Consider the following 18,304-nt stretch of genomic DNA (forward strand, 5'->3'; position numbering starts at 1 on the left):
ATGAAAAAAGTTAATTTTGCTATAGCATTCGTTGCTGGAGCAATGATTTTTTCTGGCTGTGCGCTAAGCAAAATGATTAAGCTTGCCTCAGACCAAGATTTGCAGGTAGACCCTAATCCACTAGAAGTACATGGAAGCACGGTTCCTTTCGAACTATCAGCGGTTTTACCTCCTAAAATGCTCCCAACTGGTAAAGTATACACTATCAACACCATCTATCAATATGGCGACCAAGAGGTTGAGGTAGGATCTATCGAGTTCAAAGCTGAGGACTTCCCTTCTAGCAGTTCTTCTACATCCAGAAAATCTTCTCAAATGACTTTCCCTTATCAGGAAGGCATGAATCCTGGAACGCTTTATGTAGAAGGAGTAGCTAGCGATCCAAGATCTGGAAAGTCTAAAACTACGCCTCGTATGGAGGTAGCTAAAGGTCTTGTAATGACAAGCCGTTTTGCTAAGCCTGTAGTTTTCAGCACGTATGCTGATCACGGGTACAACGACAAAGAAGAATTGATCCCTACACGAGTAAACTTCTACTTCGAGCAGGGGCTATCTCGTTTAAACCCTTCTTTGAGCATCGAAGGCTCTTCAAACAGAACAAAAAGCAACAACCTTGCTGCTTTTATCGCTGAGAAAAACGTAACCAGAACTGTAACCATCACTGGTACTCACTCTCCAGAAGGTCCTGAAAGAGTAAATAGCAGTCTTGCTGAAAATCGTGCTGAAACAATCGAAAACTTCTACAGAAAGCAGATGAGAAGATACGATTACAAAGGCATGGCTGACTCTATCAAGTTTATCTTGAAGCCAGTAGTAGAAGACTGGAGCAGCTTTAAAACAGCCCTTGCTGAGTACGATGGTATCGAGCAAAGTGCAAAAGACAAAGTGCTTAGAATTGTAAACGGAAACGGATCTTTCGAAGAAAAAGAAGATGAACTACAGAAGCTTCCTGTTTACGACAAACTTTTGAAAGAAGTATATCCTGGATTGCGTACTGCAAAAACTGAAATCCTTACAGTTAAGGAGAAGAAATCTAATGCACAGATTGCTGTACTTTCTAAGCAGATCGTAAACGGTGATGTAGATGCAGATACACTTTCTACTGAGGAGTTCCTTTTCTCAGCTACACTTACTCCTTCACTGGATGAGAAAGAAGCTATCTACAAAGCAGCTACAAAATCTGGTAGCTGGGTAGCTCACAACAACCTTGCGGCTGTTTACCTTGACAAAGCGAAAAAAGCTGAAGGATCAGCAAAAACTGGACTTGTTCAGGATGCAATCACACAACTTGAAATCGCTGCTAATAAGAGCAAATCTGCAATTGTAAATGCTAACCTCGGTGCTGCATATTTGATGCAAGCTGACTATGCTAAAGCAATGGATGCCCTTAAAACTGCAGAAACTGCATCTCCTTCTAACACCACATCTTCTAATGTAAAAGGAATGAAAGGTTCCATCCAGGTGATGAACGGTCAATACGAAGAAGCTCGCGCTTCATTTGCATCTTCTGCAAAAAGTGATATAGTTACTTTTGATCACGGTCTTGCTCACCTTCTAGGTGGCGAGTACAGTGCTGCAAAATCAACTTTAGGAAATGTTACTAGCAGCGAAAAAGTAGGTGCTCAGGCACACTACCTGATTGCTGTGGCTTCAGCTCGTGAAAACAATGCTGCAGACGTAACAAGCAGCCTGAAAGCAGCAGTTGAGAAAGATCCTTCACTGAAGGACAAAGCGCTCAACGACCTTGAGTTTACAAACTACGCTGATGCAGTAGCAAAAGCGGTGAAATAAGGATCAAAGAGAATTTTATAAGGAAAAGCTCTCCATTTTGGAGAGCTTTTTTTATTTATATCGCCCTAATCTTTTAATTTAGCAGGGCTTTAAAATCAACGAATAAATCATGCGAGAAATACAATTTAGACAAGCACTTGGTGAAGCGATGAGCGAAGAAATGAGAAAAGACGAGAAAGTCTTTTTGATGGGAGAAGAAGTCGCTGAATACAATGGTGCTTACAAGGTGAGTCAGGGAATGCTCGACGAGTTTGGTCCTGATCGCGTGATTGATACACCCATCGCAGAGTTGGGTTTTGGTGGTTTGGGAGTAGGTGCAGCTATGAATGGCCTCCGTCCTATCGTAGAGTTCATGACTTTCAACTTCTCTCTTGTTGCTATCGATCAGGTGATCAATGGTGCTGCTAAAATGATGTCCATGTCTGGGGGTCAGTTTAACGTGCCTATCGTATTTCGTGGCCCTACCGGTAATGCCGGAATGCTCAGTTCACAACACTCACAAAACTTTGAAAACTGGTATGCCAATACTCCAGGATTGAAGGTGGTAGTACCTTCTAATCCATACGATGCTAAAGGTCTACTAAAAACCTCCATCCGTGACAATGACCCTGTAATCTTTATGGAGTCTGAGCTCATGTATGGTGATAAAGGAGAGGTTCCTGAAGAAGAGTACCTCATCCCCATTGGTGAAGCGAAACTAGTCAAAGAAGGTAGTGACGTTACACTGGTTTCATTTGGTAAAATGATGAAAGTAGCGAATGAAGCCGCTGCTGAAATGGAAAAAGAAGGCGTGAGCGCAGAGGTGATTGACCTCCGTACTGTTCGTCCTATTGACTATGCTGCTATCGTAGAGTCTGTAAAGAAAACCAATAGACTTGTAGTGGTAGAAGAGGCTTGGCCACTTTCATCAATTGCAACAGAAATCAGCCACCACATCCAGCGATATGCATTTGACTTCCTGGATGCACCAGTGCATAAGGTAAATAACAGAGACTTGCCATTGCCGTATGCTCCTACCTTGATCGAGGAGATACTTCCAAATGTAAAGCGTACAGTAGAGGCAATAAACGCTGTTTGCTACAGATAATAAGCTATCCTAAGATATTTGCTTTAGAGAAAGAGGTGCTCAGTATGCACCTCTTTTTTTATGGTTTAATTTTAATCTGCAGCCTCATGAGGCACAAAAAAAGGCTAGAGAGTCTCTAGCCTTTGTCGTTTAATAGAATGAACTTATTCTTTTAGCGCATCAGGTTAGAAAGTGCTTTTGCACCTCCCATCTTATTCATTGTTTTCATCATTTTACGCATCTGCTGGAATTGCTTCAGCAATTGATTCACCTGATTCACAGAGGTACCACTACCCTTAGCTATGCGCTGACGCCTAGAGCCATTGATCAGGTCAGGGTTTTCACGCTCATCAGGGGTCATTGACTTGATTATCGCCTCAATAGGCTTCAGAGAATCATCGTCTATATCTATGTCTTTAATGGCCTTTCCTACACCAGGTACCATGCCCAGCAAATCTTTGATGTTACCCATCTTCTTGATTTGCTCCATCTGTGACAGAAAATCATCAAAACCAAACTGATTCTTTTTGATTTTCTTATTGATTCTGCGGGCTTCTTCCTGATCGAAATTTTGCTGAGCCTTTTCTACAAGTGATAGTACATCACCCATACCGAGGATTCGCTTTGCCATACGGTCAGGGTGGAAAAGATCGATGGCATCCATCTTTTCACCAGTACTGATAAACTTGATAGGCTTAGTGACCTCCTTGCGTATAGAAAGCGCTGCTCCACCCCGAGTGTCACCATCGAGCTTGGTGAGGACTACTCCGTCAAAATCTAAACGCTCATTGAAGACAGCTGCAGTATTTACAGCATCTTGTCCTGTCATAGAGTCCACCACAAATAAGGTCTCTGAAGGATTGATTTCCTTTTTAATTGCAGAAATCTCCTGCATCATTTCCTCATCCACAGCAAGTCGTCCAGCTGTATCAATGATCAGAGACTTTTTACCCTGCTCCTTCGCATATTTAATAGCGTTCTTAGCTATTTTCACAGGGTTCTTTTCATCGGGTTCTGTGTATACCTCAACACCTATCTGCTCACCCAGCACCTTCAGCTGATCTATCGCTGCAGGGCGGTAAACATCACATGCAGCCAACAATACGGTACGTCCTTGCTTCTTTAGCATATTGGCGAGTTTTCCACTAAAAGTGGTTTTACCCGAACCTTGCAATCCGGCAATCAATATGGTATTGGGATTCCCTGTCTGATCCATAGGGACATTAGTCTCACCCATGAGCAAGGTAAGCTCTTCAGCTACTATTTTGGTGAGCAACTGACCAGGAGAAACAGCTATCAATACATCTCGCCCAAGTGCCTTTTCCTTGATGGAGTCGGTCACTTCTTTGGCTACTTTATAGTTGACATCAGCATCTATCAGCGCTCGTCTGATTTCCTTTATGGTAGATGCAACGTTTACTTCTGTAATACTTCCCTGACCTTTCAGGGTTTTAAAAGCCCGGTCGAGCTTTACACTAAGATTATCAAACATTCGATCGTGTCTTTTTCCTAGCTGCAAAACTAATAAACATCTATTTACTGTAACTAAAGTATTCGATTTTCAGTATGATACATTATGCAGTACCTTGCAATACATAATACAACAAAAACATCGAACTCATGAAAAGGATCTTATTGATTATTCTAGTTGCCTCACTAGCCACCACTACTCAAGCCCAGCATAAGGTGAAGGAAAAAGAGGTTATAGGAACTTGGAAACTAATTATTGACGTAGAAGACGCTTTAAAAGATGCTGAAGAAGAAGCTTCTGAAGAAAGCTTACTAGGCAAAGTTATTCTCAGTTCAGTTTCTGGTCTTGTATCCGGAATACTAGAAGAAATAGAAATCTACATGGATTTTCGCCCTGATGGCGAACTAAAAATAGCCGTAGAGGCATTTGGCGAGCGGGAAATTGAGTACTCTGAATGGAGCATTAAAAATGGTAGACTATACATAAAAGACACAGACCACTTTGATATGGATGTAGATGATTACTGGCTTATGGATGATGGTATGTTGGTAGCCTATGAAGATGACGGTGAGCCCAACGCCAATGTATACATGGTTTCTATAGACCAATAATACACAAGGCAATCAACCCTTAAAATACAGGATTTGCACCATAGACTGAATTATTTTGCTATTTTGATCCATAGATCAATAAATTATTTATAATTTAGCAAAATAATTCAGACTTTCTAAGATGAAGAACAAGCCGCTAATCCAACTATTGACTTCTCTTTCTATCTACGCCATCATTATGTTTGGCTTAGGATGTGACGAGAAAACTCTGAATAACCTCATGGATATTCAAAGCAGCTTAACCTCTACGATTTCGCTATTGATTCCTGGTTTATAATAGACTCCAAATTAGCCGGTGAATAGTTGATAGATTTAAGGGTCTTATTGTCCCCCTTTCGGTAAACTAAAAATTTACCATCTTCCTCTACGATGTAAGCTTCCGTGTTTTTGTGTTCGCGATAATGCGCTACTGTTTTTTCAGCTTCCTCTTTCGAAACACATGCTTTGCTCATATTGGAGCGCTGCACTTCATTGAAGAGCTCCACAAATTTTTCCCCTAAGCCAAATTCCAGGACTGCTCCTGAAAGCACATATTGGATATCACAAAGTGCGTCGGCTACTTCTACCAAATCATTATTGGTGATAGCTTCCTGTAATTCTTTCAGCTCCTCGGCAATAAGCGATACGCGCAACTCACATCGCTCCTTCGCAGGTATCACCGGAGATGGCTCGATAGGGTGTTTAAACGTTTTATGAAATTCTGCTACTTGATTCAATGAATCGATTTTGTCCATGCTATTTTTCCTTTTCTTTTTTAATTGCTTTGGTCAGAAAGTATAGAAAACCTCCCAGCACCACTGCAATAATCGCCAACATACTGATAATAGAAGATACACTCATCGTTTTTCTTTTTGGACAAATTGTCTGTACAACAGGCTATTTAGTAGTATCCCCAGCAATAGGACAGTTCCCCATTGCGTAGTGATAGTGGCATTACTATACACATCCCACCAGTTCCAGGCACCATTTTCATCAAACCATGGGTTTTGGCTATAGCCTTGCGACATCCACCAGTAAATAATTCCCACACCCATCACAATGTTTAGATAGATAGCAGCACTAAAGTACCACCCTGATACTTTAAAATCCGAATCAATATCCATCAATTCCGTTTTAAAACGATTAGGGCCATACACCGCTGTAGCTATGGCAATAAATACACCACTTACTATCAGGCCGAGTCCCCAGACCCAATCCTGATTACTAAAATAATCTAAGGAGTAAGCTGATGGAAACCCAAATAGAATAAACACCAAAACCATCACCACAATGATTCCTCGCTGTGTTAGGTTCGTGCGAACCAGGTTGGTTTTTAGCAGCTCAAGCATTGGCAAGAAAGAACTAAAAGCAGCGAGCGTAAGTGCTAAAAAGAAGACCACAGCCAAAAAACCTCCGCCGGGCAGCGTAGCAAAAAGTTCTGGAATAATTGTGAAAGTCAGTGCCTGACTGCCTGACTGTAATGAAGCTATGGCCGCTTGCTCTGAACTTGCCAATGCAAAAACCGCTGGCAGTATGGCCATACCAGCCAAAATAGAGGCTGTATTATTCCCAAAGGCACCAATAAAGGTATTGAGTGTAATATCTTCTTTTGATCTGGAATAGGATGAAATAGTTATCATCAGCCCCCATCCAGCCCCTGTACTCCATGCCGACTGGGATAGCGCTTCTATCCAAATGGTTGGGTTAGATAAGTTTTTAGGGTCTATCGTAAACATGTATTCCAGCCCTTTTACCCCATCCGGCATAAGTAAGGCTGCTACTGCCACAATAAGCAGCAGTACAAACAAACTGGGAATTAAAACTTTGTTGGCCTTCTCCAAGCCACCCTTCACTCCCCTGCTCACCACAAAAACACCCAACCCTACTACCAGGGCATACAAGGCGATTGTAAGTAAGTTTTGATTGGAAAGCAATGCCCACTGCTCCTGTAAGTATTCCGGGTTGTTGCTCAAGCGCTCACCGAGCGACACCCCACCACTGAGGCCATTGATCAGGTTGCCAATCGAAATCCCCAGATACTCTAGCGACCAGGCCGTAACTACTGAGTAGTAAAAAGCAATGCCTAATGTGCAGACGGTAATAAAAAAACCCATCCAGGTGAGTTTTGACCCCACGAGTTTTCCAAAGCTGCCAATAACCCCACTTTTGAACTTTTTCCCAATGGAAAACTCTGCAAGTAGTAACGGTATAGACCAGATAAATAGAAATAGGATCCAAAGGATAATAAAGCTCCCACCATATTGGCCTGCAAGACGCGGAAATCGCCACAAGTTACCCGCACCAATGGCCATACCGAGTGAGGCCAGAATAATGCCCCACCGGTTACTAAATTCTTCGTGTTTCTGCATGCCTTATTTTCTCGATTGTTGGATGACTGCTCTATACAGATAGACCAGAATGAGCCCTAGTATGCCCAGCCCAACCAGACTGCCTCCCAGGGGTTCTGCTCCCAGCTGTAGGTTCAGTCCAAAAGTAGCCAGCAGTGCAATTAAAATACCCATCAACGCTTCGCCTGTGATAAGTCCAGAAGCGATCAGCAAACCGGCATTGTTTGCTTTATCAGCTGGCTCGCCTGTAATATTGTTTTTTCTAAAACTACGGTCAATCATCCAGGCGATGACCCCTCCTATGAATATGGAAGAATCCAGTTCAAAGGGAAGATATAGCCCGACAGCCACTGCCAACACTGGCATTCTAAAATTAGAATTGATCGATTTGAGGTATTGGTCAGCAATGATGATCACTACACCCAGACAGCCACCTATCGTAATGATGGTCCACGGAAGTTCACCTCCAAATATACCTGTAGCTACACTCATCATTAATGTAGCCTGCGGGGCTGTCAGTGGATTAGGATGTTCTGCAGTAGGGCTTCCAATACCTTTAGACTCCAGTAGCAAATTAAGCACCGGAGCGATTAGCAGTGCTCCCGCCACTACTCCTATCATTTGCATCACCTGCTGATTTCTTGGTGTGGCACCAAGTACATAGCCAGCTTTTAAATCCTGCATGTTGTCTCCAGCGATAGCAGCAGCACAGCATACCACCGCTCCTACAAGAATAGCTCCTGCAGCACCTCTACCAGGGTCAGAACCTCCTAACAATAAAAGAAGCAGTAAAGCTGTACTTAAAATCGTAGCAATGGTAACACCGCTAATGGGGTTGTTGCTACTGCCTACAAGGCCAGCCATGTAGCCTGCCACAGCTGAAAAGAGAAACCCAGCCACCACCATCAAAACAGCCATAAAAAGTGTGACGGGTACGTCTTGAATAATGGTAAGGTAGATGAAAAACACAGGCACAATCATCACTCCGATTCCGATCAAAACCCATGACATTGGCGTGTCCAGATCGGTACGTAAGGTTTCTGAGAGTTTCTTTGAGCCTTCTTTAAACGCTTTTACTCCTGATGTAAATGCTGTAACCAATGCACTGCGCAAGCTTAGCAGCGCCCACAGGCCTCCGACAATCATAGCACCTACGCCCAGATAGCGCATCTTCACGCTCCAAAGCGCTCCACCCAGAGCCTCCGCTGTAACGCCTTCTACGGACACAAATTTTCCTGCATTCACCAGTTCTTGGGCCACTGCATCGAAGCCATTCATGCCCACATAGGCTGGAATTGCTATCCACCAGGTAATGACTCCACCCATGAAAACCAGGGTGCTGATATTGAGACCTACGATATACCCTACGGCTACCAAAGCCGGCGAAAGGTTAAGACTAAAGTACAAATAAGCCTTCTGCTGAACTACTGTTGCTTTTTCAAAAATGCCATGCCACAGGTTTAAAGCCTCCGAGCCAAACTTAAAAACCCCGCCTATTAAACTTCCGTACACTAGATGCTTTACGGATTTACCTCCTTTTTCACCTGTCTTCAGGACCTCAGCCGTAGCTATACCTTCTGGAAACATCAACTTTTCCTTGACGATCAGGGCCTGGCGTAGTGGTATGGTAAACAACACCCCCAATACACCTCCACAAATAGATATTAGCGTAGTTTCTACGTAATTAAACTCTTGCCAATACCCCATAATCACAAGAGCAGGAATAGTGAAAATTACTCCAGCCGCGAGTGACTCTCCTGCAGAGGCAGCTGTTTGCACCATGTTGTTTTCCAGAATATTGGAGTTTTTAAAGGCTTTCAAAATAGCCATGGAAATGACCGCTGCTGGAATGGAAGCCGAGACTGTTAGTCCTGAAAACAAGCCAAAATAAGCGTTGGCAGCTCCGAGCACTACAGATAGCAGTGCTCCAATTAGGATGGACCGTAAGGTCAGTTCGTTGAGACGAGTCTCAGGACTGATGTGAGGTTTGTGCATACTGATATGGGATAATGTTAGGGTTCAATTTTGGTATCCAACAAAAATGTGGATTTAGCCATTAAAAACAAAAAAGCCACGACCTGTTCTGGTCGTGGCTTTTTATAGTAATAACTGCTAAAGCAGTGGTTTTTATTAAAGAAACTCTACTTCTCCGGTTTCTAGCTTGTAGTAAGCTGAAACTACCTCAACACCATCCGAAGCTACAGCTGGAGCCATTGTAGGCTTTGACCCTGCTAGCTCTTTTGCGGTATTTTTTGCATTGGTTTTTACTGCATTGGTGAGCAAATCACCATCAAGTGCTTTTGCTTCTTCAACTGAAGGCTTGATTTTCTTTACAATAGCGCTGATGTGCCCTCCAGGATCTTCATCTCCAAGGCTAGCTCCTACTGCTCCACATTTTTCGTGACCCAATACTACCACGAGCTTAGAACCTAGATGCTTCACAGCATACTCAATACTTCCCGTAACATCGTCATTGGCAATATTTCCCGCCACGCGAATCACAAAGATGTCTCCGATACCCTGATCGAAAACCAACTCTGGAACTACTCGTGAATCTGCACAACTCAATATTACCGCAAATGGTTGCTGCCCGCCTGTGAGCGACTCTCTACGGTTTACATCTGAGTGTGGATGCTGTAAATTTCCTGCGACATAGCGCTGATTTCCCTCTTTTAGCTGAGATAATGCTTCCTGTGACGTCATTTTATTGTGTTTTTAGAATGCTTATTCATTTTATATCGATTCCAAAAATAGCCAATAGAATGACAAATCAAACCCGTAATAATACGGACATTACTCGTAGAAATACTGACTGCCACTAGTTGTGACTCCCAGAACGTCAAACTTCCCGCCTTCCAGGATGAGTCGCTTAGATTCTTTTACAGCTCCCGCTCGCAAACTCCCTGATGAAGTCTTTAGGTCAAAACTCAAATCAGAAAAATCATTCAACAATTCAAACTCTACATCTCCAGAAGTAGCTTTGAAGCGGCTGTCTCCGGTGATTAAGACCTCTTCCCCGGATATATCTCCAGAGGTAGTTTGAAGTACAATAGCACCTTCAGCATCTTCTATTTCTATATCACCACTGGTAGCCTGGCCGGTGATGTTGCCCACAACAGCTGCTAGTTCCAAATCACCAGATGTGGCAACTACAGAAATATTTCCTTTGATTGATGTAAATTCCTGATCGCCTGATGTGGTCTTTGAAGTGACATCACCCGTGAGCCCTTCTACACTCAAATCGCCAGAAGTCGCATTTAATGATAAGTTTGCATTTATAGTCTCCAGCGAAACATCACCACTGGTAACCTGCACATCCAGCGTATTGGCTGTATAGCGCTCTACCTGTACATCACCTGAAGTGTTTTTGATTTGAAGGGTAACACCTTCTGGAAGTGTCACCGCAATTTTTGAATCCCTACTGCTCCCCCAACTCCACTTGTTTTTGGTTCGTCTGGACTCAACTTTTATCAAAAGTTGCCCTCCATCCATCGATTTTACAAACTCGTAATCACCTGGAGAGCCATCTCCAGCAATCAATCCATCGATTTTCGTAGTACGTCCCGGCTCCACGGTGACATCACAAAATACTCCCTGTACAATGACGCTTGAAATATTTTCTGACTCAAAATGAATTTCAGCAAGTGTTTGCTGAGCTGTAGCGCCCATCAGGCTGAGGGCAAAGAGTAAGGTTAAGGCAAGTCTCATATCTTTTTCTTTTACAGATGCGAGACTTGCCAATAAGGTTGCATATCAACCAATCTTATTTTTAGAAAGCTCAGCTAAAAGCCTCAGGGCCTCTTTTAGGTAAGGATCTTCTGATAGTTTTTCGCTGTTTACCTCGTCTGTAAACACTTCGCTTGGTTGAAGTGTAGTAGAGAGGTCCGCTTCTGTTTCGCTTTCTTGCTGCTCTTGTGCCTTACGCTCTTCCAGATTCAATGACACTTTTGTTTCTTCTCGAAGCTTACGCACACGTTCTACATCTTTCTGTAAGTCAGCCAGGTCCTCATCTGTTTGAAGGTGTTTGTTGTAAAGCTTTCTTAGATGTACAATCATTTGATCTGAAATCGTGTTGGTAGGATCGTATTTTGTGGTACGAATTTCGTCCCATGGCAACGCTGTAGGACGCCCACTTTCCCCAAAGTTTTCATCTTCGTATGGAGATGGAAATGCAATATCCGGAGAAACCCCCATGAGCTGAGTGCTACTGCCTGACACCCGATAAAACTTAGCCAGCGTCATTTTCAACTGTCCAAGGTCTACGTCTTTTTGCTGCATGTAGCGTCCTATATCGATCAGGTTTTGAACAGTACCTTTACCAAAAGTATTTTCCCCAAGAACCACTCCTCGTTTGTAATCCTGAATTGCTCCAGAAAATATCTCAGAGGCAGAAGCACTATAGCGATTAGTAAGTACGGCAAGGGGTCCATCATAAAAGACCTTCCCTCCATCGGTGTCTTTCATCACTTCTACGCTATTGTCTGTATTTCTCACCTGTACTACTGGACCATCAGGAATAAAAAGACCGGTGAGCTCTATGGCCTCCTGAAGCGAGCCGCCACCATTGTACCTTAGATCTATTACTAATCCGTCCATTCCTTTCACATTCAAACTATCGATAAGCTTCCGCACGTCACGTGTAGTACTGCGATAGTCTTTTACACCTTTATTCATATCCTCAAAGTTGAGGTAGAAGCTGGGCACTGTGATCACTCCTAACTGGTATTGTTGATTACCTTCCGTGATGGGAATTATTTCCCCTTTTGCGGCAGATTTCTCCAGTTTTATCTTGTCACGTACCAATCGCAAGGTGTCAGGCAGTGAATTGATGTCTTTATTATGCTTAATAATTTGCAGTCTTACAATGGAGCCTTTAGGTCCTCGGATTTTCTGAACCACTTCATCTAGACGCCACCCGATAACGTCTACAAACTCTCCGTCATCGCCTTGCGCCACACCGATGATCTTGTCATCTTTTTGTAGTTGCTTACTCTTATAGGCCGGACCTCCTGGAATGATGTCTGCTACTTTGGTATAATCCAGCTGCTGTGTGAGCTGTGCTCCTATTCCTTCCAGAGACAAACTCATATCTATCTGAAAGTTCTCCTTCGCTATAGGCGAAAAATAGTTCGTATGCGGGTCGTAAGCACTGGTCAGGGCATTCATATATGCCTGGTACACATCTTCGCTGTTGTACTGATAAAGTGCTTTCTCTACACGCTGGTAGCGTTTTTTCAGTGCATCAGCTATATCAGGCCACTCCTTGCCTGCGAGTTTATAACTCATGGCCTGATTCTTAATGATTTTGACCCATATACTGTCTAGTTCAGCATGAGTTTCAGCCCAGGGCAGTTTGTCACGATCGGTCTCAAAGTATTGGTCTTGATTAAAATCAGGCTCTTTTTCCAGAAGGTTGTAGATGTTCTCAATTCGCGCTAATGATCGCTCACGATAAACACTAAACAGCTGGTAGCCAAAATCCAGGTTTCCTTCAGGAAAATGCTCATCTAGCGTATACCTGTATTTTTCAAAGTACTCTCTATCAGATTTTAGAAAGTAGGATTTGTTAGGGTCTAAAGACTCAAAGTAGTTATCAAAAACCACCGAACTCAACGAATCATCCAGATCAATTTTGCGGTAGTGATATCGGTTGAGCAAGTTTACGATCACGAAGGTTTCACTGGCATGTTCTGGCTTTGGTTCCAGATACACCAACGAGTCGGCTGTTGGGTTGGCTGATGATGCTACGGACTCCTCTGCGGTAAACTCACTAAACCCGTAGGTCATGAGCACCGACCCCAATATCAATACTAACTTATTCATCCAATATTTACTTTTTCTTTACAACGAATGATTTGGTTTTAAGATTTCAAAAACCAGACCATATTATTTCCCCAAAGGTTAAATCAAGTTAACTTTCACCCTTCGTGCTGTTTCCAAACAAGTGCTGCAGCCCCTAAAACTGCTGCGTTCTTATCCAACATACCCGAAGGAAGTAATTTGACCTTTCCCTGATAAAAAGGCAACAAATTTTTCTCCAGATGCGTCTGAGTGGGCTCAAAAATCCATTTTCCGGCTTTAGCCAATCCACCTAGGAGAAAATATGCTTCCGGATGAGAAAAGGTAGTAAAATTCGCTAATTGTTCTCCCAATATTCGACCAGTCATGTCAAATGCCGCCTGAGCGATGGGATCTCCCTTCTCAGCGGCATCCATAATCATCTCTCCATGCAAGTCATTGTAAGCAACATCTCTCAAAATACTATCATCCATTCTGTCGGCTAACAGAAAATATACTGTTCGCTTCAGTCCAGTACTACTCACATAGGCCTCTAGCCCTCCACGTCTTCCTAATCCGGTGTATCTCCCATTGGGGTCTATTACCACATGACCCAACTCTCCTGCCTGAGAATCATGTCCATAAATCAATTCGCCATTTGAGACAATACCACTCCCGAGACCAGTACCCAGAGTAATCACCATAAAATCTTTCATGTCGGCCGCCTTGCCATAGATCATCTCTCCAATCGCCGCAGCATTGGCATCATTGGTAATGTAGGTCGGTACATCGAAGCGAGCTTTCATTTCATTTACAAATGGAATGATACCCTTCCAAAGTAAATTGGCAGCATGCTCTATGGTGCCCCTATAGTAATTGGCATTTGGTGCTCCTACTCCGGTACCCAATACTTCGTGCTCAAAATCTAGCTGCCCACGCAAGGTCTCTATTTGCTGTTTCAACTCATCCAAATAGTCTCCAAATTCTTGATGCATTGTAGTGGAAAAACTTGTATTGGCGTACAAGTTTCCCTCACGGTCTACAATTCCGACTTTCGTAAGTGTACCTCCAATATCCACTCCAATGGCGACTTTCTTAGACATAGAAAATATGTTATATCAAGCGTTTAAAATCATTAAAAAATCAAATATATGCAGAACCCCGAAACGGATGCCCACAATTTGGCATGAATACCAACAATTATTAGCAATTCTAAAAATGCAAACGTTTTACATTTCTGACCAGTAAAGAATTGAAGGTAGCTCACATGAAAAACACAAGCAATTAGCAAAACCTGTCACTTCACCTTATATTTATTGATTAAAAGCACCGTCATGAAAAACATACTCAAACTAACCGTTCCAATTATAATTATCGCAGTTCTGGCCTATCTCTTGATTCAGGGTAAAAGCACCAACAGCGAACTAAAAAACCAGCTAAGTAAGGCTCAGCAAGAGGCCGAAGCGCAAGCACAGTCAGCGCTCCGCCAAACCCAATTAGCAGAAGAGGCCGCTGCCAGGGCCACTCTTGAAGCACACAAGGCTCGAGTACTAGCGCAAAAACTTGCAGAATGTCACAACTGACGACTACATGCCCGACCCTTACTTGTTCGCTTATGGATTTTTGATGTCCGTTTTCCATGGAAACGAACAAACACAAACACCGCCATTAGACGCTCGTCTGTTAGGTTTGGGAACCTATGATGGATTGCTCTATCGGGTAGCCAGCTACCCCGGTGTCATTTACAGGCCTGAAGGCGACAAACAGGTCTACGGTGAGGTTTTCTGGTTAAATCACCCCAACCGGACTCTACCAATCCTGGATGAATACGAGCATGCCAGCCCATTGATCACTAATGCACCAGAATATGCCCGCAGGCTTAGGCCCATAAGGCTCGAAGGTAAAACCATCCAATGCTGGGTATATGAATATCTGGGAACAGTGCAGCCCGACAGTGAGATAAAATCCGGTAAATTTGACATTGAACAGACCAAACAATCATGAGCCAAAAAGAACCTAAAGTGACGGGGCTGGGAGGTATTTTTTTTAAATGCAGTGACCCTGAAGCCACCAAAAACTGGTACCACGAACACCTCGGACTAGCTACAGATCAATACGGATCCACCTTTGAGTTTCGTAATACTCACCAACCAGACCAAATCAACTACTTGCAGTGGAGCCCTTTCAACGCTGATACAGACTATTTTGAGCCATCTCAAAAGGAGTTTATGATCAACTACCGGGTTCAAAACATCGAAGGACTCGTGGAAAAACTCAGAGCAGCAGGTGTGACCATCTGTGACGAAATAGAAGCATTCGATTACGGTAAATTTGTCCACATCCTAGATCCAAACGGTCAAAAAATAGAGCTTTGGGAACCAGTAGATGAGGTCTTTACCGACTGGCTCAAAGGAAATACAACGAAATAACCGAAACGAACCATTTTTATTAAAACGGAGTTTCCAAATCATGGCAAATTTTCACGAACTGATAAATAGGAACACCCCGACACTTGTAGACTTTTATGCGGACTGGTGTGGTCCCTGCAAGATGATGCCTCCCATACTTACACAAGTAAAAAACGAGCTCGGAAGTAACGTAAACATCCTTAAAGTAGATGTAGATAAAAACAATAAGGCGGCTAATAAATACGGTATACGCAGCATACCGACACTCATCCTTTTTAAGAATGGTAAAATCATCTGGAGGAAGTCAGGAGTAGCACAGGCAAACGAAATTACCCGTGAAGTTCGAAAAATAGCCTAGTTGCCATATAGTCGGGCAGTCACTTACACTATGTAGTATTTTTTAGCAATGCTAGATTGTTTTAAGTTTAAACTTCAAACAGCTAGATACCTTATGACTACCCGACGCTTTATTTTTTCAGCTTTACTGACCGCCTTTTATTTCCTTTCTTTTGCTCAGGATCCTTCCAGGTTTAAAGAGGAAGTCATTCGCCTGCAGGCAAAAAACAAGCAAGCGGCTATCAAAAAACCTGTCGTATTTGCAGGAAGCTCAAGCTTTAGAATGTGGAAAGATGTAGCTACTGACCTTGAAAACGATAAAATCATTAACAATGGGTTTGGCGGATCACATTTTAGTGACCTTATTTTCTATTACAAAGAGTTAATAGCGGCTACAAATCCATCTGCCATTTTTCTCTATGAAGGTGACAATGACCTGGCGGCAGGCAAACCCATAGATCAGGTGATGGCTGATGCCAAGACGCTATTGTCCCTTATACGTAGGGATTTTCCTGACGTTCCCGTTTACTATGTGTGTCCCAAACCAAGCATTGCTCGTTGGCACCTTGCAGAAACATACAAGGCATTCAATACTACACTTGAAGCCTGGACAGAAACGGAAGCAAACGTAGTATATGTAGACGTATGGACACCAATGATGAACAAACACGGTCTACTGGATGAATCACTTTTCATTGAAGATGATTTGCATATGAATGAACAGGGGTACGCCATCTGGACGAATGTTTTGACACCATATATAGAAGCTTTATAACTTTACAGATCACCCTAAAGACATAGTCACCGCCATGATTCGTTACACAATGCTACTGCTTAGTAGCCTTCAGGTTGTTTGTTGCCTTGGTCAGAAAAGCCTTTATGAGTATTCGACAGCTCCAGACCGTGAGTTTTACAAGAATGTAGAGATACACTGCTCACTTTTAAGTGATTTTAAACGACCTGTAGCCAAAGGCCAACTCACCGCTGAGCAATTGCCACTATCAAAAATCGGACTTCTCACTTTTGCACATGTAGAGACTGATTTTAACAGCAAAAAGGCTCTTTTCGCTTATACCCATGGGCCTGAGAGCTCTCTCAATCTCATTTCACACATTTACAATAGCTCCTATCACCACCTCGAAGACACATTGAAAGCAGCAAGTGTAGAGCTTTTATTGCCACAGGATTATTTACAAACAGCCAATGCTAAAGCATCCTTTCACAACACCCAAGCCCTCATCAATGACTTGGCCAGAAAAAGAGTGAAGTTGCTGGACGTTCTGGAATCAAACCGTCTTCATAACACGCCTGAAGGCATCGATTTTATAGCCAGCACACTGAGTGAAGGTGACCACCAAAAGATTGTGAATGAAATCGGTACTTTATGCAAAAAGCTGCAGCTGGATGCAATGCTCACCGTCCAGGTAACCACCGAACACTTCAATTATGCCCTGGCCCTCCAGTCCATTGTTTTCCATCTCGTGGTACCGCATCCATTGCCAGACGATAAAGGCAAACAAGTAGGATATCGACTAGCTACGTACCATTATCTACACCCTGCTCCTATTGGTTTTATAGGTCTAAAGAAAGGAACTGAAGTGACAGGAGAAGATTACCGCGCCTTTCCTCACCTCATTTCACGTTCTGGATCCGATCTATTTCGCTTTCTACAAGAAGAATTAGCTATTCTTTTTGAATGAGTTTAAATTCCTGCATTAACAACAAACACCCCATTACGTGGCTAAGAAAAAATACAAGACAGGACTGGTACTCAGCGGCGGAGGAGCTAGAGGATTTGCTCACCTGGGCGCTATTCAGGCACTGCACGAAGCAGGTATTTACCCAGATGTAATCTCAGGAGTAAGTGCAGGAGCTATTGTTGGTGCCTTTTATGCCTACGGTATGTCGCCAGAGGACACCCTGGATTTATTGAAAGAAAAAGGACTATTTGATTATAGTAAATTCAACTTTCCGTTAAATGGCCTGCTCTCACTAAAAGGTCTCATCAAGGAAGTAAAAGATAACATTCCCTGCGAAGACATCAGTGAATTGTCCAAGCCGGCATTTTTTGCAGCCACCAATCTCAACAAAGGAACTATTGAATACCACAACAAGGGAAACCTCTGCAATGTAGTCGCTGCTTCTGCATGCATTCCTATTTTATTTAGCCCCATAGAGGTGGATGGAGCATTGTACATAGATGGCGGCACATTTGACAACCTTCCGGTCACTCCCATCATGAACGACTGTGAGCAAATAATAGCGATCAATATCAGCCCCATACGTCCAGTAAAGGAGTTAAACTCTATGCTTCAGATAGCCGCTCGCGTGTTTCAGCTGAGCGTAAATGCCACTGTGGTAAAAAGCCTGGATCACTGTGACCTGGTCATAGCACCTGACCAACTGGCAGACTACAGCATACTAGACAGTAGTGTGGCTGATGAGGTATATAAAATCGGTTACGAAGAAGCTAAAAAAGAATTGAGCAAACTATCTACATAGCGCAACTACCGCGT

At 43.1% G+C, this 18,304-nt stretch carries 19 protein-coding genes; 10 read left to right on the forward strand and 9 right to left on the reverse strand.

Features of this window, described 5'->3' with window-relative positions:
• Together C7460_RS12640 and C7460_RS12645 are read left to right on the forward strand one after the other, a co-directional pair.
• Positions 1-1,791 (forward strand): tetratricopeptide repeat protein, encoded by a 1,791-nt coding sequence (locus C7460_RS12640; protein WP_115868548.1) that lies wholly within the window; start codon positions 1-3, stop codon positions 1,789-1,791.
• 109 nt (positions 1,792-1,900) lie between these two features.
• The gene (locus C7460_RS12645) at positions 1,901-2,878 is read left to right on the forward strand and encodes a pyruvate dehydrogenase complex E1 component subunit beta (protein WP_115868475.1); all 978 of its coding nucleotides are present in this window, start codon (positions 1,901-1,903) and stop codon (positions 2,876-2,878) included.
• 151 nt (positions 2,879-3,029) lie between these two features.
• Here C7460_RS12645 and ffh read toward each other — a convergent pair whose 3' ends face one another.
• On the reverse strand, positions 3,030-4,349 hold the full coding sequence (gene ffh / locus C7460_RS12650; RefSeq protein ID WP_115868476.1) for a signal recognition particle protein: 1,320 nt from the start codon (positions 4,347-4,349) through the stop codon (positions 3,030-3,032).
• Between the two features lie 128 nt (positions 4,350-4,477).
• On the opposite strand from ffh, the gene C7460_RS12655 reads away from it, so the two are divergent.
• Positions 4,478-4,939 carry a hypothetical protein gene (locus C7460_RS12655; RefSeq protein ID WP_115868477.1) on the forward strand — a complete coding sequence of 154 codons (462 nt, stop codon included), beginning with the start codon at positions 4,478-4,480 and terminating at the stop codon, positions 4,937-4,939.
• 245 nt (positions 4,940-5,184) lie between these two features.
• Here C7460_RS12655 and C7460_RS12660 read toward each other — a convergent pair whose 3' ends face one another.
• The 8 genes from C7460_RS12660 to C7460_RS12695 form a co-directional block, all read right to left on the reverse strand.
• On the reverse strand, positions 5,185-5,673 hold the full coding sequence (locus C7460_RS12660) for a pyrophosphohydrolase domain-containing protein (RefSeq protein ID WP_115868478.1): 489 nt from the start codon (positions 5,671-5,673) through the stop codon (positions 5,185-5,187).
• Position 5,674: 1 nt separating this feature from the next.
• Entirely contained in the window at positions 5,675-5,779 is a 105-nt protein-coding gene (locus C7460_RS12665) for a MetS family NSS transporter small subunit (RefSeq protein WP_115868479.1), read from the reverse strand.
• A complete protein-coding gene (locus C7460_RS12670; RefSeq protein WP_115868480.1) occupies positions 5,776-7,287 on the reverse strand; it encodes a sodium-dependent transporter in 1,512 nt (503 codons plus the stop codon). Before C7460_RS12670 ends, C7460_RS12665 begins: the two co-directional genes overlap by 4 nt.
• Positions 7,288-7,290: 3 nt before the next feature.
• Positions 7,291-9,261, reverse strand: a complete 1,971-nt coding sequence (locus C7460_RS12675) for an OPT family oligopeptide transporter (protein ID WP_170147998.1) — start codon at positions 9,259-9,261, stop codon at positions 7,291-7,293.
• 135 nt (positions 9,262-9,396) lie between these two features.
• Entirely contained in the window at positions 9,397-9,969 is a 573-nt protein-coding gene (locus C7460_RS12680) for a carbonic anhydrase (protein WP_115868482.1), read from the reverse strand.
• 90 nt (positions 9,970-10,059) lie between these two features.
• A complete protein-coding gene (locus C7460_RS12685; RefSeq protein WP_115868483.1) occupies positions 10,060-10,974 on the reverse strand; it encodes a DUF4097 family beta strand repeat-containing protein in 915 nt (304 codons plus the stop codon).
• A gap of 45 nt (positions 10,975-11,019) precedes the next feature.
• On the reverse strand, positions 11,020-13,089 hold the full coding sequence (locus C7460_RS12690; protein WP_115868484.1) for a carboxy terminal-processing peptidase: 2,070 nt from the start codon (positions 13,087-13,089) through the stop codon (positions 11,020-11,022).
• 95 nt (positions 13,090-13,184) lie between these two features.
• On the reverse strand, positions 13,185-14,147 hold the full coding sequence (locus C7460_RS12695) for an ROK family protein (protein WP_115868485.1): 963 nt from the start codon (positions 14,145-14,147) through the stop codon (positions 13,185-13,187).
• A 231-nt stretch (positions 14,148-14,378) separates the two neighbouring features.
• Here C7460_RS12695 and C7460_RS12700 point away from each other — a divergent pair, with 231 nt between their 5' ends.
• The 7 genes from C7460_RS12700 (at position 14,379) to C7460_RS12730 (ending at position 18,290) form a co-directional block, all read left to right on the forward strand.
• A complete protein-coding gene (locus C7460_RS12700; RefSeq protein ID WP_115868486.1) occupies positions 14,379-14,627 on the forward strand; it encodes a hypothetical protein in 249 nt (82 codons plus the stop codon).
• A complete protein-coding gene (locus tag C7460_RS12705) occupies positions 14,608-15,048 on the forward strand; it encodes a gamma-glutamylcyclotransferase family protein (RefSeq protein WP_147302942.1) in 441 nt (146 codons plus the stop codon). The genes C7460_RS12700 and C7460_RS12705 overlap by 20 nt, the downstream gene beginning before the upstream one ends.
• Positions 15,045-15,473, forward strand: coding sequence for a VOC family protein (locus C7460_RS12710; RefSeq protein WP_115868488.1), 429 nt, complete (start codon positions 15,045-15,047; stop codon positions 15,471-15,473). Before C7460_RS12705 ends, C7460_RS12710 begins: the two co-directional genes overlap by 4 nt.
• A gap of 40 nt (positions 15,474-15,513) precedes the next feature.
• Positions 15,514-15,810, forward strand: a complete 297-nt coding sequence (gene trxA, locus C7460_RS12715; RefSeq protein WP_115868489.1) for a thioredoxin — start codon at positions 15,514-15,516, stop codon at positions 15,808-15,810.
• A 93-nt stretch (positions 15,811-15,903) separates the two neighbouring features.
• Positions 15,904-16,563, forward strand: coding sequence for a GDSL-type esterase/lipase family protein (locus tag C7460_RS12720; RefSeq protein ID WP_170147999.1), 660 nt, complete (start codon positions 15,904-15,906; stop codon positions 16,561-16,563).
• A 34-nt stretch (positions 16,564-16,597) separates the two neighbouring features.
• Positions 16,598-17,488 (forward strand): hypothetical protein, encoded by an 891-nt coding sequence (locus C7460_RS12725; protein WP_115868491.1) that lies wholly within the window; start codon positions 16,598-16,600, stop codon positions 17,486-17,488.
• Positions 17,489-17,525: 37 nt separating this feature from the next.
• Positions 17,526-18,290 (forward strand): patatin-like phospholipase family protein, encoded by a 765-nt coding sequence (locus C7460_RS12730; protein ID WP_115868492.1) that lies wholly within the window; start codon positions 17,526-17,528, stop codon positions 18,288-18,290.
• Positions 18,291-18,304 lie beyond the last annotated feature (14 nt).

The sequence above is a fragment of the Marinoscillum furvescens DSM 4134 genome (assembly GCF_003386095.1).
Lineage (GTDB): Bacteria > Bacteroidota > Bacteroidia > Cytophagales > Cyclobacteriaceae > Marinoscillum > Marinoscillum furvescens.